The organism is Hoeflea ulvae, from assembly GCF_026619435.1.
GTDB classification, from domain to species: domain Bacteria; phylum Pseudomonadota; class Alphaproteobacteria; order Rhizobiales; family Rhizobiaceae; genus Hoeflea; species Hoeflea ulvae.
Window position 1 is genome coordinate 4,556,011 of sequence record NZ_JAOVZQ010000001.1, and the last position, 22,040, is coordinate 4,578,050.

Consider the following 22,040-nt stretch of genomic DNA (forward strand, 5'->3'; position numbering starts at 1 on the left):
CTTACGCCAGGCAATCCTTGGCGGCTTCTGACAGCAGGGCAAAGGCGTAATCCGAGAACGAACGCCAGCACTCCACCCGGAACTCGGTCTCTCCGGTCCGAATGATCACCACCTCGATCTTGCCCATCACCGTGCGGCTTGCCGCGCCGACCGGAAACACATCATTGTTGAGATTCTGCGGGCATCCCGATGCCAGCGTCTCGCGCGCGCCCTGGCCCGAGACCAGGATCGCCGTGTTGCGGTGGGAAATATCAACCGCAGAATGGAGTACCTTGGCTTTGGCCAGATCCGTCATCGGATCGCCGGTTTCGTCAATGATCAGCCATTCGTCTGGACCGAGCCAGATGGCCAGACGGCCGCGCTCACTGCGCAGCGAGGATTTCGGCTCCACCGGCAGGTCGAGCCCCAGTGCCTTCGACAACGCCTTGGCATTGGAGGGATCGGCGCGCAACGACACGCGATTGGCAGGGGCAGCCGGTGCCAGGGCCACGCCTGCAGCGCTGCTGACCCGTCCGGCAAGCGGCTCGGCGCGGACAGCTTGAGCGGATTTAGCCATTGAGACGCACTCCCTCTTTGTCGATGAACACGGCATCGGTGATTTCTACTTCAATGGTCCGTTCCGGCATCGGCACATAGAGCGTCTGCCCCTTGCGCGCCCGGCCGTCGACAACCAAGCCCATGGCAATCGACCGGCCGCAATTCTCCGACCAGTAGGAGGATGTGACGTGGCCGATCATGGTCATCGGCACGGCCTGGTTCGGATCGGCAACGATCTGCGCGCCTTCTTCCAGAACAATGTTCGGATCCTTGGTCGTCAGGCCGACTAGCTGCTTGCGCCCGCCGCCAACCAGGTCGGGACGCTTCATGCCGCGAATGCCGACGAAGTCTGGCTTTTTCTTTGCCACCGCCCAGTTCAGCCCGGCATCGTCCGGTGTCACCGTGCCGTCGGTGTCCTGACCGACAATGATATAGCCCTTCTCGGCGCGCAGCACATGCATGGTCTCGGTGCCATAGGCGCAGGCGCCAAGTGGCTCTGCCCGCGCCCACAGCGCCTTCCAGACCGCCTCGCCATAGTCAGCAGGCACATTGACCTCGTAACCGGCCTCGCCGGTAAACGACATCCGGAACAGCCGTGTCGGCACACCGCAGATTTTGCCTTCGCGGACGCTCATATGCGGCATGGCTTCGGTGGAAAGGTCAATTCCCTCGACCAGCGGCGCGATGATCTCGCGCGCCCTGGGGCCCTGAACGGCAATCACCGCCCATTGCTCCGTTGTCGAGGTCGGCCAGACTCTCAGATGTGGAAACTCGGTCTGCAGATAGTCTTCCATATGATGCATGACCCGCGGCGCCCCGCCGGTGGTCGTGGTCACGTGGAAACGGTCTTCAGCCAGTCGTCCGACCACGCCGTCATCATAGATGAAGCCGTCCTCGCGCAGCATGATACCGTATTTGCAACGGCCCGGCTGCAGCTTGTCCCAGCCATTGGTGTACATCAGATTAAGGAACGCGGCCGCATCCGGGCCGACAACCTCGATCTTGCCCAGTGTCGTGGCATCAAACAGGCCCGCACTTTCGCGCACCGTCCGGCACTCGCGATTGACTGCCTGGTGCATGTCCTCGCCGGCGCGCGGATAATACCAGGCGCGCTTCCACTGGCCGACATCCTCGAACACCGCGCCATGGGCTTCTTCCCAGCCATGCATCGGTGTCCGGCGTGTCGGATCGAACAGATCGCCACGCGAATGATTGACGATGGTTCCGAAGGTCACCGGCGTATAGGGCGAGCGGAACGTGGTCAGGCCCACCTGCGGCAACGGCTTGTCGAGCATTTCTGCCGCAATCGCCAGGCCATGCATGTTCGAGGTCTTGCCCTGGTCGGTGGCCATGCCATTGGTGGTGAAGCGCTTGACGTGTTCAATCGAATGCATGCCCTCGCGCACCGCAAGCCGGATATCCTTGGCGGTCACATCATTCTGGAAATCGACAAAGGCCTTCACGGTGGTATCGGCACCCGCACCGGCGGCCGAGCCCATCATGCTTCCGGCCCAGGAGGTTTGCGTCTCGGCATCCGGCGCGGTCCAGGCCTTGCGGCTCTTCACACCGGCAGTCTTTGCTGCCTCGTGACCGGCTTTTGCGGCACCGGCAACCGCATCACCCAGATCGTCGACACCGTTGCAGGCGCCGATGCTGACACAGTCCTGAACATTGCGGCCGGGCAGAAAGCGCGCGCTTGCCTCGTCCCAGACCACCTTGCCGCGCGACTGCGAATACATGTGCACCGAAGGGGTCCAGCCAGCCGACATGATCAGCGCATCGATCTCGATGCTCCGCGCCGAGCCGCCGGACGGCCTACCGACCTTCATCGACTTGACCCGCAGCGCGCCGGACGTGTCGAGCACGGCCTGACCGGCCAGAACCTCGATGCCCAGTTCCCGGGCCTGCGCCACCAGCGCCGGATCGGGATCGGGGCGCACATCGACGATGGCCGGAATCGAAACCCCGGCCCGCTTGAAGTCAAAAGCGGCGTACCAGGCCGAATCGCAGGCCGTGTAGACGCCGACCTTTGCTCCGACGGCAACGCCGTAATGATTGAGAAATGTCCGCGCCGCCGAGGCCAGCATGATGCCGGGGCGGTCATTATTGGCAAAGACCATATGCCGCTCGATGGCGCCGGTGGCGATGACAACCTGTTTGGCCCGAACCTGCCACAGCCGTTCGCGCGGCAGGGCCGGATCCGGATTGGCAAGATGCTCGGTGACCCTCTCGACCAGTCCGACATGGTTTTGCGCCTGGTAGCCGAAGGCGGTGGTTCGCGTCAGCACCCGGACATTGTCCATGGCGCGCAGCTCGGCGGTTACCTTCTGCGCCCAGTCCCAGCCCGGCATGCCGTCAATGGTCGCATCGGTCTCGTGATGAAACGCGCCTCCGGTTTGCGGCTTTTCATCGCACAGGATCACGCTGGCCCCGGCATGTGCTGCGGCAAGGGCTGCCGAAAGACCGGCCGCACCGCCCCCGATCACCAGCACATCGCAATGGGCGAAATGATTGGCGTAATGATCCGGATCCGGCTGGCTCGGCGATACGCCAAGCCCCGCTGCGGCGCGGATGATCGGCTCGTAGATTTTCTTCCAGGCCGCTTTCGGCCACATGAAGGTCTTGTAGTAGAACCCGGCGGCAAAGAACGGCGAGGCATAATTGTTGAGCCCGCCGACATCGAAGGCCAGCGAAGGCCAGCGGTTCTGCGACTGCGACTGCATGCCGTCAAAGACTTCCTGCACGGTGGCCCGCACATTCGGTGTCCGCCGCGCGGCGTCCCGGCCGACATCCATCAGTGCATTGGGTTCTTCCGGACCCGCCGACAGCATGCCGCGCGGCCGGTGATACTTGAACGACCGTCCGGTCAGATGGATGCCATTGGCAATCAGCGCGGATGCCAGCGTGTCGCCTTCGACTGCCGACAGCGCCTTGCCGTCAAAAGTGAAGCGCACGACCCTTGCAGGCGTCAGCCGTCCCTGTCCCTTGATCCGGTTGGCGCCGCTCATTGTTCTGCTCCCTTGACCATCAACACCCCGTCCTCACCGCGCACCACGTCCACGCGCGGCTCGCCGGCCTTGTAGGTGGTGACAAACCGGTCGCTGACCGTGTCGCGTACGGCGTTGAAGAAACGCGCGCAGCCGTGAATGTGCCGCCAGCGCTCATAGGACACGCCCTTCGGGTTGGTCCGGATGAAGAAGAACGCCTCGAAGTCCTCGTCGCTGATGGCGGCGATATCTTTCGGCCGTTCGATATGCGCCTCGCCCGTGTTGCGGAATTCGAGCTCGGGCCGTTCTTCCTGGCAGTAGGGACAGTGGATCAGGAGCATTTTGCGTGGTCCTTGGTCAGATCTTGGTTTTGATCGCAGCGGTTTCGGGATTGCCGGTATTGGGCGTGCCCGCAGGCTCGATGATGAGAAGGTGAGTTTCCGCGTCGGCGCGCGGACAATGTTCAACGCCTCTGGGAACGACATACATCTCACCGGGTCCCAGCACGACATCGCCGTCACGCATCTGGATGGTCAGACGCCCCGACAGCACAAGAAAGAAGTCATCTGTGTCGGGATGGGAGTGCCAGTTGAAGTCACCATTGGCCTTGACCACCATCACATCATGGCCATTGAACCCGGCCACGATCTTCGGCGACCAGAGATCGGCAAAGCCGTCGAGTTTGTCTACCAGGTTGATGGGCTGACGGGTCATCGGCTCGGGCCTCAATGCGCCACGGCGGCAGCCGCCGCCTCATCGATCAGGCGACCGGTCTGGAATCGCTCCAGGTTGAAGGGCGCATTGATCTTGTGCGGCTCGTCGCGGGCAATCGTGTGAGCAAAGACATTGGCCGAACCCGGTGTCGCCTTGAAGCCGCCGGTGCCCCAGCCGCAATTGACATAGAGACCCTTGATCGGGGTTTTCGACAGGATCGGCGACCGGTCCGGCGTCACATCAACAATGCCACCCCAGGAGCGCAGCATCTTCATCCGGGTGAAGATCGGAAACATCTCGCAAATGGCGTCGAGCGTGTGGCTGAGAATGTGCAGCCCGCCGGTCTGGGAATAGGATGTATATTGGTCGGTGCCAGCGCCGATGACCAGCTCGCCCTTGTCCGACTGCGAAATATAGGCATGCACCGTGTTCGACATCACCACGCAAGGGAAGATCGGCTTGACCGGCTCGGACACCAGCGCCTGCAGCGGATAGCTTTCAAGCGGCATGCGGATGCCGGCCATTTCCATGATCACCGATGTGTGCCCGGCAGCGACGACGCCGACCTTTTTGGCGCCAATGAAGCCGCGGCTGGTGTCGACGCCGGAAACTGATCCGTCATCGCCGCGGCGAACGCCGGTCACTTCACAATTCTGGATGATGTGAACGCCCATGTCGGCGGCGGCGCGCGCATAGCCCCAGGCGACAGCGTCATGGCGGGCGGTGCCGCCGCGCCGCTGCAGAGCGGCGCCCACCACCGGATAGCGCGCCGACTGGTGGATGTTGAGCGGCGGGCAGAAAGCCTTGGCCTCTTCGGGTGTCAGCCACTCATTGTCGATGCCATTGAGCCGGTTGGCGTGAATGTGACGCTTGAACACCTGGGTGTCGTGGACATTGTGCGACAGCATCATCACGCCGCGGGCCGAATACATCACATTGTAATTGAGGTCCTGGGACAGGCCGTCCCACAGCTTGAGCGCGTGATCATAGAGCCCGGCGCTCTCGTCATAGAGATAGTTGGAGCGGATGATGGTGGTGTTGCGGCCGGTATTGCCGCCGCCGAGCCAGCCCTTCTCGATCACCGCGATATTGGTGATGCCGTGTTCCTTGGCAAGGTAATAGGCCGTGCCCAGCCCATGCCCGCCGGCGCCGACGATGATGACATCATAGCTCTTTCGCGGCTCCGGCGATGTCCATTGCGCCGGCCAGCCCTTGTGGCCGCGCATTGCCTCACGGGCAACGGCAAAAGCGGAGTATTTGCGCATGGCTGTCTGGCTCCCAATGTTCCTGGTATGCTATACCCCAGCAAGAGCAAATTCATTCGTCTTGCATCGGCTCTTTTGCGACCTCTGGACCACCATCAATGTCGCAGTAGCTTTTGTCGCACTTTTCCCTGCCGGGACGCGACAAAATCAGAATGGCCGGTAAGGAGATGAAAAATACGGGAGCGTCCCCAATGTCAAGTTGCCGGGGGACTGGACTTGCGCGTTCGAAACTGATATTTGCCACCTCAATCGTAACGCCCTTGGCCGAACGAACGGAATTTTTGTTTGCCAGGGTTGCTTCAGCAACCAAAAACTCGAAGGAACGGGATCAACGTGCAGGTACTTGTCCGCGATAACAATGTCGATCAGGCGCTCCGCGCTCTTAAAAAGAAAATGCAACGCGAAGGCATTTTCCGTGAAATGAAGATGCGTGATTTTTACGAGAAGCCGTCGCAGAAGCGTGCTCGCGAAAAGGCAGAAGCCGTTCGCCGCGTTCGCAAGCTGGCGCGCAAGCGCGCTCAGCGCGAAGGTCTTATCGGCGGCGGTCGTCCGGCTGCACCGACCCGTTGATCTAGTCGTTTTTCTGCCCATATGGGCTTGCATGAATGTGAGGCGGGGACGATGATTCGTCTCCGCCTTTTTCAGTGGCGGACCGGCTTTGTGCCGTTAGAGCAATGTGGGACCTACAGAATGCGTTTGATTGCACCAGCGAGAACACGAGACACAGGCGCAGCTCGTTCAGTATTGCTGGTCGCAGCAGCCGTCCTTACGCTGGCGGTATCGGGGTGCTCGACCACAGCCCCGATCGACGCGATTTCAATCGACAAGACCCAGGGCACGGACGAGAACATCTCGTCCCTGACCGACGTGATCCGCCGCAATCCGCGTGATCCGGAAGGCTACAATGTCCGCGGCGCCGCCTATGGCCGCTCCGGCCAGTACCGCAATGCGCTCGAGGATTTCGACCGCGCCATCCAGCTAAATCCCTCATTCTACCAGGCCTATGCCAACCGCGCCCTGATCCACCGCTCGCTGGGCAACCAGAACGATGCCGCACGGGACTACAACCGCGCCCTGCAGATCAATCCGCGCTATGACGTCGCCTATATCGGTCGCGGCAATCTCTACCGCCAGGCCGGACGGATGAACGAGGCGATGAATGATTACGATCGTGCCATCGGCCTTCAGACCACCGATCCGCGCGCCTATCACAATCGTGGCCTGATCAAGCAGCTGCGCAATCAGCATCCGCAGGCCATCGAGGATTTTTCGACCTCGATCTCGCTGGCGCCGAACTCGCCTGAGCCCTATAACGGCCGCGGCATTTCCTATGTCGCGCTCAATGATGACGACAATGCCTTTGCAGATTTCAATCGCGCCATCGAACTCGACCAGCAGATCGCCGAGTCCTGGTCCAACCAGGCGCTGATCTATGAGCGCCGCGGCGACAAGAAGCGCGCATCCCGATCCTATGCGCGGGCTGCCCAGCTCGATCCGAAATACCGCCCGGCCATCGACGGTCTCGCCCGCGTTCGCTGAGCAGCAACCATCTGCCCAGGGCAATGGAATGCTGTGCGGCCCCATGCCACAAGATGGTGACCCCGCAAATTGCATCATCGGCACCGCTGCCGGAACCATTTTCACGCGAGCCCGTTGATGGGATGAACCAATCAACGGGAAAGTGAATATTCATGATCAACACCACCAAAATGACCGCCGCAGCAGCACTCGTCGCCACACTGAGCCTGGGAACGGCAACCATGCCCGCCCATGCTGACAGCGTCGAACTGGGCCTGCTGGAATGCGTCGTCGAAGGCGGTACCGGCTTCATCTTCGGATCGTCCAAGGACCTGGCCTGTGAATACACCCCGGCCAATGCCGATGCAGCCACGGAGCCCTATTTCGGCGTCATCAACAAATACGGCATCGATATCGGCGTCACCGGCGCGTCCGTGATCGCCTGGGCTGTTCTCGCCCCGACCAGCGACTATGAATATCAGCCTGGCTCGCTTGCTGGCGATTATCGCGGCGTCTCCGCCGAAGCCACGGCAGCAGCCGGCGCCGGCGTCAATGTTCTGGTTGGCGGCTCCGACGACACCTTCTCGCTGCAGCCTGTCAGCGTCCAGGCCCAGGAAGGCCTCAATGTCGCCGTCGGCATCGCCGAGATCCAGCTGCGCTCGGCAGCCAACTGATTTCTGACACATGAATGAAAACGGGCCCGGAAGTGACTTCCGGGCCCGTTTTGTATGGTGACATCACTGATTGACGTGATCAGTGCTCGATGGCCTTGACGATATCATCGGTCATCTTCTTGGCGTCGCCCAGAAGCATCATCGTGCTGTCCTTGTAAAACAAGGTGTTGTCGATGCCGGCATAGCCCGAGCCGAGCGAGCGCTTGACGAAGAGGCAGGTGCGCGCCTTGTCGACATCCAGGATCGGCATGCCGTAGATCGGCGAAGACTTGTCGTCACGCGCTGCCGGATTGGTCACGTCATTGGCGCCGATCACATAGGCCACGTCAGCCTGGGCGAATTCCGAATTGATGTCTTCGAGTTCAAAGACTTCATCATAGGGAACATTGGCTTCCGCCAGCAGAACGTTCATGTGGCCAGGCATGCGGCCGGCCACCGGATGGATGGCGTATTTTACCTCGACACCGAGTTCCTTGAGCTTGTCGGCAAGCTCGCGGGTAGCGTGCTGCGCCTGGGCCACGGCCATGCCGTATCCCGGAACGATGATCACCTTGGAGGCATTTGCCATCAGGAAGGCGGCGTCATCGGCCGAACCGAGCTTGACCGAACGGTCGATGCCGTCGTCGCCGGCCGCTGCGGTTTCTCCGCCAAAGCCGCCGAGGATGACCGAAACGAACGACCGGTTCATGCCCTTGCACATGATGTAGGACAGGATCGCGCCCGAGGATCCCACCAGCGCACCGGTGATGATCAGCGCCAGATTGCCGAGCGTGAAACCGATGCCGGCTGCGGCCCAACCCGAATAGGAGTTGAGCATCGACACCACCACCGGCATGTCGGCGCCGCCGATCGGCACGATGAGCAGAACGCCGAGCGCCAGCGACAGCACAACGACCATCCAGAACACGGTATAGCTTTCTGTTGCCACAAGCACACCCACTAGCACGACGATGCCGATCAGCAGGCCGGCATTGATGACGTGACGCATCGGCAGCATGATCGGCTTGCCGGACATCCGCCCGTCGAGCTTGAGAAAGGCGATGATCGAGCCGGTGAAGGTGATCGCGCCAATGGCGACACCCAGGGACATCTCGATGAGCGCCTGCGCATGGATCTCGCCGACTTCACCGATGCCGAAGGCATGCGGCGAATAAAGTGCGGCGGCAGCCACGAGCACGGCAGCTAGGCCGACCAGGCTGTGAAAGCCCGCCACCAGCTGCGGCATCGAGGTCATGGCGATCTTGCGGGCGATATAGGCGCCGGCGCCGCCACCGATGACGAGACCGGCAACAATCATCCCGACGCCGCCCAGCGATGGTTTGGCCAGCAGCAGGGTGGTGATGATGGCGATGGCCATACCGACCATGCCATAGGTGTTGCCCTGACGGCTGGTGGTTGGGTGCGACAAGCCTCTGAGCGCCATGATGAACATGACACCGGAAACGAGGTAGGCGAATGCGGCGAAATTCTCTGACATCAGCCGGCCCTCACTTCTCTTTTTTCTTGTACATGGCCAGCATCCGCTGGGTGACGAGGAATCCGCCGAAAATATTGACCGAAGCCAGCACCAGAGCGACAAAGCCGAAGCCGGTGGCCCAGCCCGACAGCGACGCTCCGACCGCCAGCAGCGCACCGACCACGATCACCGAGGAGATCGCATTGGTCACCGCCATCAGCGGCGTGTGCAGAGCAGGCGTCACCGACCAGACCACATAATAGCCGACGAAAATCGCCAGCACGAAGATCGCCAGCCGGAAGATGAAGGGATCGATCGCCCCGCCGCTTGCCGCATGAACGGCCGCGGCAACGCCGTCGCCGGCCGGTCCGGCATTCTGGGCAGCCTCGCGGACTGCGCCTAAGGCCTGCTCCAGATTGTCAAGAGCGGTATCAAGTGCGGACCCTGCCATCACGCTGCTCCCTTTGTGTCTTCGCCGCCAAATGCGGGATGAATGATGGCGCCGCCATGGGTAAGCGCCGTTGCCTTGACCAGCTCGTCATCGAGGTTGACCGAAACCGTCTTGGTTTCCTTGTCGATCATGGTGTCGAGGAAAGTCAGGAGGTTCTTGGCATAGAGCAGCGATGCACTTGCCGCGATCTGCCCAGGCATGTTGAGAATGCCGATCACCGTCACGCCATCGACAGTCACGGTTTCGCCCGGAATGGCGCCCTCGATGTTTCCACCGCGCTCGACTGCCAGGTCGACGGCCACCGAGCCCAGACGCATGCTCTTGAGCATGTCGCGCGAGATCAGCTTCGGCGCCGGGCGTCCCGGGATCAGTGCGGTGGTGATGACGATGTCCTGTTTGGAAATGTGGTCGGCGACCAGGGCAGCCTGCTTGGCCTGGTATTCCTTCGACATTTCCTTGGCATAGCCGCCGGAAGTTTCCGCGGCCTTGAACTCGTCGTCTTCGACGGCGATAAACTTTGCGCCGAGCGAAGCAACCTGCTCCTTGGCGGCCGGGCGCACATCGGTTGCCGACACGGCAGCACCGAGACGGCGTGCGGTGGCAATCGCCTGCAGACCGGCAACACCGGCCCCCATCACGAAGACCTTGGCGGCGGCAACCGTGCCGGCCGCGGTCATCATCATCGGCATTGCCCGGTCAAACACATGCGCAGCCTCAATCACCGCCTGGTAACCGGCAAGGTTTGCCTGCGAGGACAGCACGTCCATCGACTGGGCCCGCGTGATGCGCGGCATCAGTTCCATGGCGAAGCTTGTCACCCCGGCCTTTGCCAGGGCGGCAAGCGCCTGTTCATTGCCGTAGGGGTCCATTTGGGCAAGCACGATCGCGCCTGATTTGAGAGACTTGATGTCCGTTTCCGACGGCCGCCGCACCCGCAGAACAACATCGGCCTTCTTGGCGCTCGCTGCTGTTCCCGTGGTTGCTCCTGCTGCGACGAAATCCGCGTCGGTGATCCTGGACTTCTCGCCAGCGCCCTTTTGAACGATGACTTCCAGGCCGAGCGCGGTCATCTTTTTCACGGTCTCCGGCGAAGCGGCGACGCGCGATTCAAGCGAGATCGGACTCTTTGGCTACAAATACAGTGGCGCCCACGAGAGCCCCTCCTCTAACAACAGGATGAGACGCGCCGGAACTGATCAATCATATCCCGGTGCGTGCGAATGATTCAGCGGGCGAGAATACATCCGCCGATGCTCAGAACCAGGAACGTCAGGAAGCTCACAATGGCGCCGGCGCCCGAAAAAAGAACACCGCCATGGCGACGAACAAAGCCACAATGCTGATTGTTCCGTATTTTGAGGCGGCAAGAAACCCGGCATAGGTCTTCTCGTGCTCGGCATAATCCATTGCAGCGCCAGTTTCGACAGGACCATCCATCTGCTTAGCCATGCTGTAACTCTCCTAATGACAATTTACCGAGGGATTACACAAAGCGCCGCCAATGTGCAATGGACAAGCCGCGGTAAAGCAAGGGATATATCCTGCCGGACGGCCGCAAGGCCCCCGCCATGCGCGCAAATTCGCGTGTCTTCAACCTGCCTGCTGAAGCGCGTAGCGTGCCGTCGGAAGAATTGTCAGCGGTGTGAGGCCGAGCACTTCGCGCGGCGCGAACATCATCTTGCGCTCATGCGGCTGCGAACGGAAAAACGGGTACCGGTCAAAAAGAGTTCTCTTCAACTCATGCGCATTCGCACCGTGCAGCTCGATATTGCTGTTGTAGCGCTCGAAATAGCGAGGTTCGGTCAGTTCAATTGACTGGAACACACGCTTGTAGAAGGCACGATGGTTGGGCTTGATCACCGAGAGACAGTAATCCACGTCGAAGAAGACCGTCGCCATGGTGGCGACCCGCAAGGTGAGATAGGGCAGCGCCGGATATTCGCGCATGATGTCGGGATCGGCCGCAAACCGCACCGGATCGATGAAGGTCTTGCCCGCATCCAGAAACGGATTGATGATATCGGGGAAATGCGACACCGCGACGCTGTCACGTTCGGCGGCGGTCACATGATGCACCCGGATCGTGGACACCAGCTGTTCATCGAAGAAGATGCCCATCACGTGAGCATTGGGCTTGAAGTCCAGATCGTCGATCAGGTGGGTTCCGTTTTGCGGGGCCAGGCCGACTGCCGAAAAGGCTTTCTGGCGAATACGCGCCACATCTTCAAGATCATCAGCATTGTCGATGCGACGATACTCGATGCTCTCGAGAAATCTCATCACGCTGGATCCGAACCCTGATACATTGCCTGGAGTAGCTATTGCCATCGATGACATCATCCCCATAATTACACAAAGAGAATGATATCTTTAATTTTTCATTAAGCAATCATATTGCGCCGTTAGTATCCTGTTAACACTCTATTATGGTTAACAAAACCGTCTGGACCCGGCAACGGCCCGCCACTGCCTGATCAATGCCGGCAATAAGGGATCAAGGGCTTGAAGACAGAGTCCGAGTTCTGACGGACCTGATTGCCGCGAACGCTAGCTGCGCGAGGGCTGGGTCAGCAGCCGGGCGTCCGAACCCGCCTTGGTCACGCCCGCTTTGGACAGCTTGGTGGCAAGCTCCAGAAACGCGCCTTTCGGCATCGGCGTGCCGAAAATGTAACCCTGGATGAGATCGGCGCAATTGTTCTCGCGAATCATCACCAGCTGCTCTTCGGTCTCCACCCCTTCGACGACAACATCGAGCCCGAGCTCGCGCGCCAGATGGACGACACCGCGCAGCAGTTTCAGCTTCTTGGCGTCCTCGGCCAGGTTGCGGACAAAGGAACGATCGATCTTGACCTTGTTGAGCGGCAAGATGTCGAGATAGCTGAGGCTGGAATAGCCGGTGCCGAAATCGTCGATGGCGATCTGCATGCCCATCGCCCGCAATTCGGTCAGGATATCGCGAGCCACTTCGAGATCGTTCATCAGTCCGCTCTCGGTGATTTCAAGCTGCAGCCGTTCCGGCGCCAGGTTGTAGCGGTCCAGCGCATCGGTGATCACAGAGACGATGGTCCGGTCACTGAGGTCATGGGCGGACAGATTGACCGAGACAAACAGCTCGCCGGGCCAGCTGACGCAGTCACCCACTGCCTTTTCAATCACGCAGCGGGTCAGATCCCCGATGATCCCCATCTCCTCGGCAAGCGGGATGTAGATCGCCGGTGACACCGGTCCGAGTTGCGGATGATGCCAGCGCGACAGCGCCTCGGCGCCGGCAACCTGCGTGCCTGCCGGGTTGAACATCGGCTGGTAGAACAGACCCATGGAATTGGTCCGGACCGCCTCGCGCAGTTCCAGCTTCATCCGCTGCCGCTCGGAATATTGCTGATCCATCGTCTCTTCGAACAGCGTCCAGCCATTCTTGTCTCGGCGCTTGGCTTCATAGAGGGCGAGATCCGCCTGGATATGCAGCTCCTCGATCTGCACCCCTTCGACCGGCACCATGGCCACGCCACCGGACAGGCTGATGAAAAGCTTGTGCCCGTCGATCATGTAGGTGCCACGCAATGTATCGATCACGTGGTCCATGATGGTCCTGAGTTCTTCGGCATTTTCAACATCGGGAAAGAACAGCACGAACTCGTCGCCGCCAAAACGCGAAATCACGATCTTCTGCCGTGACAGAGACCGCAAGCGGTTTGCGACAGCGCTGAGCAGCCTGTCGCCATTGACGTGACCCATGGTGTCGTTGACATGCTTGAAATCATCGATATCGAGCACCGCCAGCGCCAGGTTCTGGCGAGGTCTGGCCTTGGCATTCTTCAGCGCGACGATTTCCTTGAACCATGACCGGTTGGGCAGGTTGGTCAGGCTGTCGAAGCGCGCCATCTGCAAAATGCGCTTTTCCGATTCAATCCGGTCCGTAACATCTTCGAAAATCAGCACAACGCCCTTTTCACCCCGGTGCCGGGCACTGAATTCGAGCCAGGACTTCTTGTCCAGGCGCACCAGCGAACGGTCTTCGTCACCGCTGATCAGCTTTTCGAGATGTTCGTTGATCTGGGCGAAGTTTTCCTTGGCGATCATGCCGTTGCGGGCGCCGAGCCGCATCGCAGCCTTGATCGCCCGACCGGTCAGGTTGATATCGCTGTCGATATTGAAGAATTCACGCGCCTTGCGATTGGCGACCTCGATCCGTCCATCGCCATCGAGCATGAACAAGCCATGCGACATGTTGTTGAGCGCGGTGTCGAACCGCTCGGCGATCTCGGATGTCTTGCGCTCCGCAGTCACCGAATTGTAGAGGAAATCCCGCACCCCGTTGGCCATCGACCGCGTTGTCAGAAACAGCGGCAGCAGCAGGATCGCCATCAGGCTCATATAGGGATCGCGGGCCATGAGAAGCCCGGCCATCATCGGCAGGCAGGCGGCCAGAATGATCATGTCGACATTCAGCCGTGATCCGAAATTTCGCCCGACAACGGAAATCATGGTGGCCAGGATGACGGAAATCGAGACCAGTTCCGCAAACGGATCCTGCGCCACAACCAGAGCATGGCCGCACATGATGCCCAGGATGAAGGCCGCGACCAGCGCACCGGCAACATAGCGTCTTTCCCAATGCAGCGTGTCACTGAGGGTGAAGGTGGATTTGTCCAGCTTGTCGAAGGACAGCATGTCGAGATTGCGGAAGGCCCAGACCAGGAAGAGCGCGAAGCCGGCATAGAGATAAAACGGATCGTCAATGCGCAGATAAATCAGCATTGTGGTGAGCACATGCGCGATCATACCCGCAAACAACGTGCCGCGCTGCTGGTAGAGCGAGACTACGAAGGAGAGTCGTACGTCGTCTTCGAATGCTGTGTTTTCTGCTCGTTGCATGAACACTCACCTTGGAATTTAAGGTGCCAACGTAACCCGCGGAAATTAAGAACACATTGACCGCAGAGGGCTTTTTAATCAGAAACTCTCGATATTTGCCTATCAGGACACGCCCAGACGCCGGTCAAATGCCGTTTCAGCCCGTTTTTACAGCCATGGATTGCCGCACAAGAATATTCGCGTAAAGGGCATTCCCCACGGCGCAGCCGCTTCGGCGTCGGCCACGCCTTCGCCGCACCGTTTCTCGCTCCCGTCCCTCCGGCCTATTCGGCCGCCATGGCGTGAGCGCCCTGGTTGCCTGCGCGAATGGATGACGCGAGAGTGTCTTTTTTCGCATAGGCCTGCTGCTTGTTGCGCTTCTTGACGTGGCCATAACCGGTGATCCCCATCGGGTAGGACAGGAATTCCGCGATCTGCCCGGCATTGTCCGGGCGCAGCAGCGCGGTCATGTCTTCCATCTCGGCCATGAACTGCGCAAGCAGCCGGCGCTCCATGCGCCGCTCTTCGCTGTAGCCGAACACATCAAATGCCGTTCCGCGAAGAAACTTCAGCCTGGCGAGCACCGGAAACAGCGCCGACATGCTGCGGCCAAACGAGGACTTGACCGGATGACCATCGGAATCCTTCCGGCCCAGGACCGGCGGCGCCATATGGTATTCCAGCCTGGTGAAGCTCTCGAACTGCCGGGAAAGCTGGCGTTTGAAACTGCCGTCGCTGTACAGCCGCGCCACCTCGTATTCGTCCTTGATCGCCATCAGCTTGAACAGCGACCGGGCCGCAGCAGCCGACACCTCTCCGGGACGGCCGCAAGTCAGGGTTTCGGCTTCCACCAGCGGCCTCAGCGTCTCCCGGTAGGTCTCGGACCATGCCCTATTCTGATAATCCTGCAAAAACGCCGCACGTCGATCAATCAGGTCCGAAACGGTCTCTTCGCCTGTCTCGTCCGGAGCCGCAGCCGCACCGGAGACGATCGCCAGGACAGATTCAGGATCGTGTCCGGCCTTGCGGCCCCAGCGAAACGCTTCGATGTTCATGGCCACGGACTGGCCATTGAGCCGGATCGCCTGCTCGACCGACTCGGGCGACAGCGGCAGGGCGCCCTTTTGCGAGGCCATGCCGAGCATGAACATGTTGGCCGCTATCGCATTGCCGAACAACCGGGTTGCAGCCATGGTCGCGTTGAAGAAGCTGGTGCGCTCGACGCCGGCAGATTTGACAATGGCCTGCTTGAGCCGCTCGGTCGGCAGAGAGAAATTCACATCTCGGGTAAATTCGCCCGGCATGACCTCGCTGGTGTTGACCAGGAACGCGGTCTCGCCCTCACGCACCGAGGCCAGTACCTTCCGCGATCCCGACACCACCAGATCGCAGCCAAGGATCAGGTCGGCCTTGCCGGCCGAAATCCGGATGGCCTGGATGTCTTCCGGCGCGCGCGCGATCCGGACATGCGAGAACACGGCTCCGCCCTTCTGGGCGAGGCCGGCCATATCGATCATGCCGCACCCCTTGCCTTCCAGATGCGCGGCCATGCCCAGGATGGCGCCGATGGTGACAACCCCGGTTCCGCCGATGCCGTCGATGATCGAGGCCCATCCGCGTTCCAGCGACGCGATTTCCGGGGCAGGCAGCCCCAGCAGCGGATCCGGCGCAGATTTGAGAACGGTACTGTCGGCCTTGCGGATGCGCGCGCCATGCACGGTGACAAAGGACGGGCAGAATCCTTCGACACAGGAAAAATCCTTGTTGCAACTGGATTGATCGACCCGGCGCTTGCGTCCGAATTCGGTCTCGACCGGCTGGATCGAGACGCAATTCGACTTGACGCCGCAATCGCCACAGCCCTCGCAGACCAGTTCGTTGATGATGACGCGCTTGTCCGGATCGGGATAGGTCCCGCGCTTCCTTCGGCGGCGCTTTTCGGCCGCGCAAGTCTGGTCGTAAAGCAGCACCGATACGCCCGGCACATCGCGCAGCTCGCGCTGGACGGCGTCGAGCTCGGTGCGGTGATGCAGGCTCATGGCGCTGGGCCAGACCGTGCCGGCCGGGTAGCGATCCGGATCGTCGCTGACCAGCGCGATCCGCTCGACCCCCTCCGCGCGCACCTGCCGCGCGATCGCATCCGCGGTCAGGCCACCCTCATGGGTCTGTCCGCCGGTCATCGCCACCGCATCATTGTAGAGGATCTTGTAGGTGATGTTGGCGCCGGACGCGATTGCAAAGCGCAGCGCCAGCACGCCGGAGTGATTGTAGGTCCCGTCGCCCAGGTTCTGGAAAATGTGATCGCGCGTGGTAAATGGCGCCTGGCCGACCCACTGCGCCCCCTCGCCGCCCATCTGGGTGAAACCGACGGTGTCGCGGTCCATCCACAGCGCCATGAAATGGCAGCCGATTCCGGCGGCGGCGATCGAGCCCTCGGGAACCTTTGTCGAGCTGTTGTGCGGACAGCCGGAGCAGAAATACGGCGTACGAGAAGCCACATCCGTGACTGTGGCCAGCATGCTTTGGAACTGGCGGATGCGCTTGACCTTGGCGTCAATGTCCTCGGCATGGCCGATGACCCTGAGCACCCGTTCACCCACGGCAACCGCGATGTCGTTGGGATCGAGCGCGCCCTTGACCGGAAACAGCCAGTCGCCGCGCTCGTCGCGCTTGCCGACCACCACCGGCTGACGCGCCGTGCCATAGAGCGCCTCGCGCAACTGGCTTTCCAGCAGCGAGCGCTTTTCCTCGACAACAATCACCATATCGAGGCCGTCGACGAATTCGCTCATGTCGGCCAGATCGAACGGCCATGGACAGGCAACCTTGAACAGGCGCAGGCCGATCCTGTTGGCGCGCGCCTCATCAATGCCGAGATCGTCAAGCGCCTGGCGCACATCCAGATAGTTCTTGCCGACCGTCAGGATCCCGAGCTTCGGATTGGTGCCGCCGGAATAGACGATCCGGTTGAGTCCGTTTGCGCGGATATAGGCACTTGCCGCATCGCGCTTGAATTCGTGAAGCCTCATTTCCTGGCCCAGGAAATCGAGATCATTGGCGCGGATATTGAGCCCGCCCGGCGGCAGCGAGATTTCCGGCAGGATGATGTTCACCCGGTCCAGCCCGGCCTTGACCGAAGCGGTGGATTCGACATTGTCCTTGACGCATTTGAGCGCCGCCCAGGTGCCGGCGAAACGGGAGATGGCGAAGCCATGCAGGCCGTAGTCGATCATTTCCTGCACGCCGGCCGGATTGAGGATCGGGATCATCGTGTCGACGAAATTGAATTCGGTCTGGTGCGCATTGGTGGAGCTTTCCGCGGTGTGGTCATCCCCCATCAGCGCTAGCACCCCGCCATGCCGGGACGACCCGGCAAGATTTGCATGGCGAAACACATCGCCCGACCGGTCCACCCCCGGCCCCTTGCCGTACCACAGCGAGAAGACCCCGTCATACTTGCCGGTGCCGTCGAGACCTGCCTGTTGCGAGCCCCAGCAGGCGGTGGCCGCCAGCTCTTCGTTCAGTCCGGGCTGCAACACGATGTTGCGCGCCGACAGGGATCTCTGCGCGCGCATGATCTGCTGGTCCAGACCTCCCAGCGGAGACCCGCGATAGCCGGACACAAAGCCGGCGGTATTGAGCCCGGCGAGCCGGTCACGCTCATGCTGCATCATCAGGAGGCGGACCACAGCCTGCGATCCGGTGACAAAGATCCGATCCTTGCTCAGGTCAAATTTGTCGTCGAGCGATACATCATGTGCTGTCATCTGCGGCCTCCTCAAACCATAAAGTTCAGGCTTCCATCGAACCGCACCCATCGCGGCGGTGACTGAAACTGCACTCCCGATGCATGATCTTTGGACCAGTTGGCCCGTCGGTCAATCGAATTCATGGCACTGTCGTCACTGCGCAATCAGATGGATGGCACAGGCGGGCAAACGAAATTTTCTGTCGTGCGGCGAGACTTGAGCGACACAATCAACGGGCGATGGAATGGCCGCCATCGACCGTGATGGCGCTTCCGGTCATGTAGGCACCGGCTTTGGAGGCGAGAAGAAGAACCGCGCCGTCAAGATCATTCGGACTGCCCAGCCGTCCCAGCGGGTTCTGCCCCGCCATTACTGTCGAGCCCGCACCCTTGAGAAAGGGATCGGTCAGCGCCGTTGCGAACCACCCCGGCCGGATCTCGTTGACCCGGATCCTGTGCTTGGCCCACTCCAGCGCCAGGCAGCGTGTCATCTGGCTCAGGGCCGCCTTGGAGGTGCCATAGGCCGCCACCTGGCGCACCGGCACCTCGGACAAGACGCTGGACACATTGATGACCGATCCGCCGCGACCATCGCGGATCATCCGCCGCGCAGCCTCCTGCGCCACCATGAAGGCGCTGTCGACATTGACCGACATGACATTGCGAAGCGTCTCGCGCGAAAGCTGTGTCGCTTTGTCGCGATGGGCAATGCCGGCATTGTTGACCAGCACGCCGACCGGCCCGGCCCGGTTTTCGACCTCGTCAAAGGCTGTGCCGATCATCTCGTCCCGGCGCACATCAAGCGGCACCCAGATCGCCCGACCGCCGAGCGCGCCGATGGCTTCGGCCGCAGCCTTCAGGATTTCGGGCTTGTTGCCGGCAAGCGCCACAGTGGCGCCGTGAAGCGCCAGCGCCCGCGCCATGGCAAAGCCCAATCCCGTGCCGCCGCCGGTGATCAGGGCAACTTCGCCTGACATGTCGAACAATTCGCCTGCGCCCACCTGATTCCCCTTTTGGCTCCAATTCACCAAGCCTATAGCCACTGCCGGCAAAAGACACCACCGGGCTGCGTCTTCATCCTGCAAAACCGGCGCGGGGACAACTGGTAAAACAACTGCACCACTCGTTGCGTTGCATGCCTTTTTCCTGATATGGGCTGGCGCCGCACCGCGTAGATGGTATGGATGAACAACGGGAACCATGGTTGATCGCACTCCTATCAATTGGAGGCGAAACAACCGGGAGGACAATATGGGAAGTCTTTTGGCGTTGAGCCGGTTTATCGACCGGATCAACGAGTTTTTGGGTCGCAATGTCGCCTGGCTTATCCTGGCGGCGGTGCTGATCAGCGCAGGCAATGCGACGATCCGCAAAGTGTTCGACATGTCGTCAAATGCCTGGCTGGAGGTGCAATGGTATCTCTTCGGCACCGTGTTTCTGATTGCCGCGGCCTATACCCTGCAAAAGAACGAACACATCCGCATCGACTTCTTCTCCAACATGCTCACCAAGCGCACCCGCGACTGGATCGATCTGGTCTGCCACATCATCTTTCTGCTGCCGTTCACGATCCTCATCACCTATCTGTCGCTTCCCTGGGTGCTGAAGTCGATTAACTCGGGCGAGATCTCGGCAAACGCGGGCGGCCTGGTTCTGTGGCCGGCAAAGATCATGGTGCTGATCGGCTTCTCCCTGCTCACCCTGCAAGGTGTCTCCGAGATCATCAAGCGCTGGGCGATCATCACCGGCATCCTCGACGATCCGGCCGAAACCCATGACAATCCGCCCGCGGTCGAGGAAATGCTCTCCGCAACGCCGAAGGTGCACGGCAAATGATCGACCTTATCGCCCACAATCTTGCACCGATCATGTTCGTGTCCGTCATGGCGATGCTTCTGATCGGCTATCCCGTCGCCTTCACACTTGCCGCAGGCGGCCTGATCTTCTTTGTCATCGGCGTCGAAATGTCCAGCATTTCGCCCGAGATCCGCCTGTTCTGGCCGCTGTTGCAGGCCCATCCCGAGCGCATCTACGGCATCATGTACAATGATACCCTGCTGGCGATTCCATTCTTCACCTTCATGGGGCTGATCCTCGAACGATCCGGCATGGCCGAGGATCTGCTGGAAACCATCGGCCAGCTGTTCGGCCCGATCCGCGGCGGCCTTGCCTATGCGGTCGTCCTGGTCGGCGCGCTGCTGGCCGCCACGACCGGTGTGGTCGCGGCTTCAGTCATAGCCATGGGCCTGATCTCGCTGCCGATCATGATCCGCTATGGCTACAACCGCTCGATGGCGACCGGCACCATTGCCGCTGCCGGCACCCTGGCCCAGATCGTGCCGCCATCGCTGGTGCTGATCGTCATGGCCGATCAGCTCGGCCGCTCGGTCGGCGACATGTATATCGGCGCGCTCTATCCGGCCCTGATCATCGTTGCGGCCTATTGCCTCTATATCTTTGCCGTCACGCTGATCAAGCCGCAATGGGCGCCGGCGCTGCCGGTGGAAGCCCGCACGCTTGGCCGCGGCGTGACCTCGCTGCTGGCCGTGCTGGCGATTTCCATCGCTGTGCATTTCCTGGCCTACCACTTCATCTTCGACAGCCTGCGCTACGAGACCCGTTTCGTCTGGTCCGCAACCAGCGCCGCCGCACTGGCGCTGGGAATCTCGATGGCCAATCGGAAGTTCCAGCTCGGACTGATGTCGCGCCTGGCCGAACAGGTCGTGATCGTGCTGATCCCGCCGCTGGCGCTCATCTTCCTTGTGCTCGGAACCATCTTTCTTGGCATCGCCACACCGACCGAAGGCGGCGCCATGGGGGCCACAGGAGCCCTGGTGCTGGCCATCATCAAGCGGCGCATGAACACCAACACGCTCAAGCAGGCGCTGGATTCGACCACACGGCTCTCGGCCTTCGTCATGTTCATCCTGATCGGCGCCCGCGTCTTCGGCCTCACCTTCTACGGCGTCAACGGCAATGTCTGGATCGAGGAATTGCTGCTTGGCCTGCCGGGCGGCACCAGCGGCTTCCTGGTCGTGGTCACCGTGCTCGTCTTTGTTCTCGGCTGCTTCCTGGATTTCTTCGAAATCGCCTTCATCATGGTGCCGCTGCTGGCGCCGGTGGCCGAAAAGCTCGGCATCGACCTGATCTGGTTCGGCATCATTCTCGGCATCAACCTGCAGACCTCGTTCCTGACACCGCCATTCGGTTTTGCGCTGTTCTATCTCCGCTCGATCGCTCCGATGAAGGAATGGATGGACAAGCCGTCGGGACGCATGCTTCCGGGCGTGAAGACGACGGAGATCTACAAGGGCGCACTGCCCTTCATCATCATCCAGTTCATCGTCATCCTGCTCGTCATCGCCTTCCCCCAGCTTGTCACCCATTACAAGGACGACAAGGCGGTGCGCGATCCAAACATGAAGATCGAGATCCCCGGCTTCGGCGGCGGTGCTCTGGACGGCGGCATGCCCGGCATGACACTGCCGTCCCTGGGCGAGAATGGCGGCAATGGCTTGCCCGGACTGACGCTGCCAAGCCTTGGCATGCCCGGCGCCGAGCCGGCTGTTCCGGAAGAGCCCGCACCGGGTATGGATCTGAGCCAGCCGCCGAATTTCAACTGAGCCATCATCGAGCATATGAGAAAGCCCGGGACCACGATCTCGGGCTTTTTGCATGCGGCGCCCGCTGTTCCATGTCCTGCCTGCCCAGGTCCTGCCCGGCCGATCGATCGCTGGCGACGTGACGGCAAGCCGCGCAAGGCCGAACGGTGCCACAGGAATATCGGCCGCCGGTTGCCGTCACGCCGGGGCCATGGTCTCAGGGCAACAAAAAAC

17 protein-coding genes and 1 pseudogene are annotated in these 22,040 nt (G+C 60.9%); 5 read left to right on the top strand and 13 right to left on the bottom strand.

Annotation, left to right across the window (positions count from 1 at the left end):
• Position 1 precedes the first annotated feature (1 nt).
• The 5 genes from OEG82_RS21660 to OEG82_RS21680 are packed head-to-tail and all read right to left on the bottom strand — an operon-like array spanning position 2 to position 5,503.
• Positions 2-556 (bottom strand): sarcosine oxidase subunit gamma, encoded by a 555-nt coding sequence (locus OEG82_RS21660; protein WP_267614411.1) that lies wholly within the window; start codon positions 554-556, stop codon positions 2-4.
• On the bottom strand, positions 549-3,545 hold the full coding sequence (locus OEG82_RS21665; RefSeq protein ID WP_267614412.1) for a sarcosine oxidase subunit alpha: 2,997 nt from the start codon (positions 3,543-3,545) through the stop codon (positions 549-551). Before OEG82_RS21665 ends, OEG82_RS21660 begins: the two co-directional genes overlap by 8 nt.
• A complete protein-coding gene (locus tag OEG82_RS21670; protein WP_267614413.1) occupies positions 3,542-3,865 on the bottom strand; it encodes a sarcosine oxidase subunit delta in 324 nt (107 codons plus the stop codon). The genes OEG82_RS21665 and OEG82_RS21670 overlap by 4 nt, the downstream gene beginning before the upstream one ends.
• Positions 3,866-3,881: 16 nt before the next feature.
• The gene (locus OEG82_RS21675; protein WP_267614414.1) at positions 3,882-4,238 is read right to left on the bottom strand and encodes a cupin domain-containing protein; all 357 of its coding nucleotides are present in this window, start codon (positions 4,236-4,238) and stop codon (positions 3,882-3,884) included.
• Positions 4,239-4,249: 11 nt separating this feature from the next.
• Positions 4,250-5,503, bottom strand: coding sequence for a sarcosine oxidase subunit beta (locus OEG82_RS21680; protein ID WP_267614415.1), 1,254 nt, complete (start codon positions 5,501-5,503; stop codon positions 4,250-4,252).
• 333 nt (positions 5,504-5,836) lie between these two features.
• Here OEG82_RS21680 and rpsU point away from each other — a divergent pair, with 333 nt between their 5' ends.
• From rpsU to OEG82_RS21695, 3 genes are all read left to right on the top strand, one after another.
• Positions 5,837-6,073, top strand: a complete 237-nt coding sequence (rpsU, locus tag OEG82_RS21685; protein WP_047028749.1) for a 30S ribosomal protein S21 — start codon at positions 5,837-5,839, stop codon at positions 6,071-6,073.
• A 120-nt stretch (positions 6,074-6,193) separates the two neighbouring features.
• On the top strand, positions 6,194-7,042 hold the full coding sequence (locus OEG82_RS21690) for a tetratricopeptide repeat protein (RefSeq protein WP_267614417.1): 849 nt from the start codon (positions 6,194-6,196) through the stop codon (positions 7,040-7,042).
• 152 nt (positions 7,043-7,194) lie between these two features.
• Entirely contained in the window at positions 7,195-7,695 is a 501-nt protein-coding gene (locus OEG82_RS21695) for a DUF992 domain-containing protein (protein WP_267614418.1), read from the top strand.
• Positions 7,696-7,774: 79 nt separating this feature from the next.
• Here OEG82_RS21695 and OEG82_RS21700 read toward each other — a convergent pair whose 3' ends face one another.
• The 8 genes and pseudogenes from OEG82_RS21700 to OEG82_RS21735 all read right to left on the bottom strand — a co-directional run bounded on the left by OEG82_RS21700 (position 7,775) and on the right by OEG82_RS21735 (position 19,181).
• The gene (locus OEG82_RS21700) at positions 7,775-9,172 is read right to left on the bottom strand and encodes an NAD(P)(+) transhydrogenase (Re/Si-specific) subunit beta (RefSeq protein WP_267614419.1); all 1,398 of its coding nucleotides are present in this window, start codon (positions 9,170-9,172) and stop codon (positions 7,775-7,777) included.
• Between the two features lie 10 nt (positions 9,173-9,182).
• A complete protein-coding gene (locus OEG82_RS21705; protein WP_267614420.1) occupies positions 9,183-9,602 on the bottom strand; it encodes an NAD(P) transhydrogenase subunit alpha part 2 in 420 nt (139 codons plus the stop codon).
• Positions 9,602-10,754, bottom strand: a pseudogene (locus OEG82_RS21710) (Re/Si-specific NAD(P)(+) transhydrogenase subunit alpha). The gene OEG82_RS21705 and the pseudogene OEG82_RS21710 overlap by 1 nt, the downstream one beginning before the upstream one ends.
• Before the next feature lie 126 nt (positions 10,755-10,880).
• The gene (locus OEG82_RS21715; protein WP_425497612.1) at positions 10,881-11,051 is read right to left on the bottom strand and encodes an aa3-type cytochrome c oxidase subunit IV; all 171 of its coding nucleotides are present in this window, start codon (positions 11,049-11,051) and stop codon (positions 10,881-10,883) included.
• A 141-nt stretch (positions 11,052-11,192) separates the two neighbouring features.
• A complete protein-coding gene (locus OEG82_RS21720) occupies positions 11,193-11,882 on the bottom strand; it encodes an N-acyl amino acid synthase FeeM domain-containing protein (protein WP_267614421.1) in 690 nt (229 codons plus the stop codon).
• A 267-nt stretch (positions 11,883-12,149) separates the two neighbouring features.
• Positions 12,150-14,477, bottom strand: a complete 2,328-nt coding sequence (locus OEG82_RS21725) for a putative bifunctional diguanylate cyclase/phosphodiesterase (protein WP_267614422.1) — start codon at positions 14,475-14,477, stop codon at positions 12,150-12,152.
• 263 nt (positions 14,478-14,740) lie between these two features.
• Positions 14,741-18,223 (bottom strand): indolepyruvate ferredoxin oxidoreductase family protein, encoded by a 3,483-nt coding sequence (locus OEG82_RS21730; RefSeq protein ID WP_267614423.1) that lies wholly within the window; start codon positions 18,221-18,223, stop codon positions 14,741-14,743.
• A 211-nt stretch (positions 18,224-18,434) separates the two neighbouring features.
• A complete protein-coding gene (locus OEG82_RS21735) occupies positions 18,435-19,181 on the bottom strand; it encodes an SDR family NAD(P)-dependent oxidoreductase (RefSeq protein WP_425497662.1) in 747 nt (248 codons plus the stop codon).
• Between the two features lie 274 nt (positions 19,182-19,455).
• Here OEG82_RS21735 and OEG82_RS21740 point away from each other — a divergent pair, with 274 nt between their 5' ends.
• Positions 19,456-20,040, top strand: coding sequence for a TRAP transporter small permease subunit (locus OEG82_RS21740; RefSeq protein ID WP_267614425.1), 585 nt, complete (start codon positions 19,456-19,458; stop codon positions 20,038-20,040).
• Positions 20,037-21,827 carry a TRAP transporter large permease gene (locus OEG82_RS21745; RefSeq protein WP_267614426.1) on the top strand — a complete coding sequence of 597 codons (1,791 nt, stop codon included), beginning with the start codon at positions 20,037-20,039 and terminating at the stop codon, positions 21,825-21,827. The genes OEG82_RS21740 and OEG82_RS21745 overlap by 4 nt, the downstream gene beginning before the upstream one ends.
• Positions 21,828-22,040 lie beyond the last annotated feature (213 nt).

What these genes read in the sequence shown, in the direction of transcription:
- OEG82_RS21660 (WP_267614411.1), bottom strand. Translation starts at nt 556, where the DNA reads ATGGCTAAATCCGCTCAAGCTGTCCGCGCCGAGCCGCTTGCCGGACGG.
- OEG82_RS21665 (WP_267614412.1), bottom strand. Translation starts at nt 3,545, where the DNA reads ATGAGCGGCGCCAACCGGATCAAGGGACAGGGACGGCTGACGCCTGCA.
- OEG82_RS21670 (WP_267614413.1), bottom strand. Translation starts at nt 3,865, where the DNA reads ATGCTCCTGATCCACTGTCCCTACTGCCAGGAAGAACGGCCCGAGCTC.
- OEG82_RS21675 (WP_267614414.1), bottom strand. Translation starts at nt 4,238, where the DNA reads ATGACCCGTCAGCCCATCAACCTGGTAGACAAACTCGACGGCTTTGCC.
- OEG82_RS21680 (WP_267614415.1), bottom strand. Translation starts at nt 5,503, where the DNA reads ATGCGCAAATACTCCGCTTTTGCCGTTGCCCGTGAGGCAATGCGCGGC.
- OEG82_RS21690 (WP_267614417.1), top strand. Translation starts at nt 6,194, where the DNA reads ATGCGTTTGATTGCACCAGCGAGAACACGAGACACAGGCGCAGCTCGT.
- OEG82_RS21695 (WP_267614418.1), top strand. Translation starts at nt 7,195, where the DNA reads ATGATCAACACCACCAAAATGACCGCCGCAGCAGCACTCGTCGCCACA.
- OEG82_RS21700 (WP_267614419.1), bottom strand. Translation starts at nt 9,172, where the DNA reads ATGTCAGAGAATTTCGCCGCATTCGCCTACCTCGTTTCCGGTGTCATG.
- OEG82_RS21705 (WP_267614420.1), bottom strand. Translation starts at nt 9,602, where the DNA reads ATGGCAGGGTCCGCACTTGATACCGCTCTTGACAATCTGGAGCAGGCC.
- OEG82_RS21715 (WP_425497612.1), bottom strand. Translation starts at nt 11,051, where the DNA reads ATGGCTAAGCAGATGGATGGTCCTGTCGAAACTGGCGCTGCAATGGAT.
- OEG82_RS21720 (WP_267614421.1), bottom strand. Translation starts at nt 11,882, where the DNA reads ATGAGATTTCTCGAGAGCATCGAGTATCGTCGCATCGACAATGCTGAT.
- OEG82_RS21725 (WP_267614422.1), bottom strand. Translation starts at nt 14,477, where the DNA reads ATGCAACGAGCAGAAAACACAGCATTCGAAGACGACGTACGACTCTCC.
- OEG82_RS21730 (WP_267614423.1), bottom strand. Translation starts at nt 18,223, where the DNA reads ATGACAGCACATGATGTATCGCTCGACGACAAATTTGACCTGAGCAAG.
- OEG82_RS21735 (WP_425497662.1), bottom strand. Translation starts at nt 19,181, where the DNA reads ATGTCAGGCGAAGTTGCCCTGATCACCGGCGGCGGCACGGGATTGGGC.
- OEG82_RS21740 (WP_267614425.1), top strand. Translation starts at nt 19,456, where the DNA reads ATGGGAAGTCTTTTGGCGTTGAGCCGGTTTATCGACCGGATCAACGAG.
- OEG82_RS21745 (WP_267614426.1), top strand. Translation starts at nt 20,037, where the DNA reads ATGATCGACCTTATCGCCCACAATCTTGCACCGATCATGTTCGTGTCC.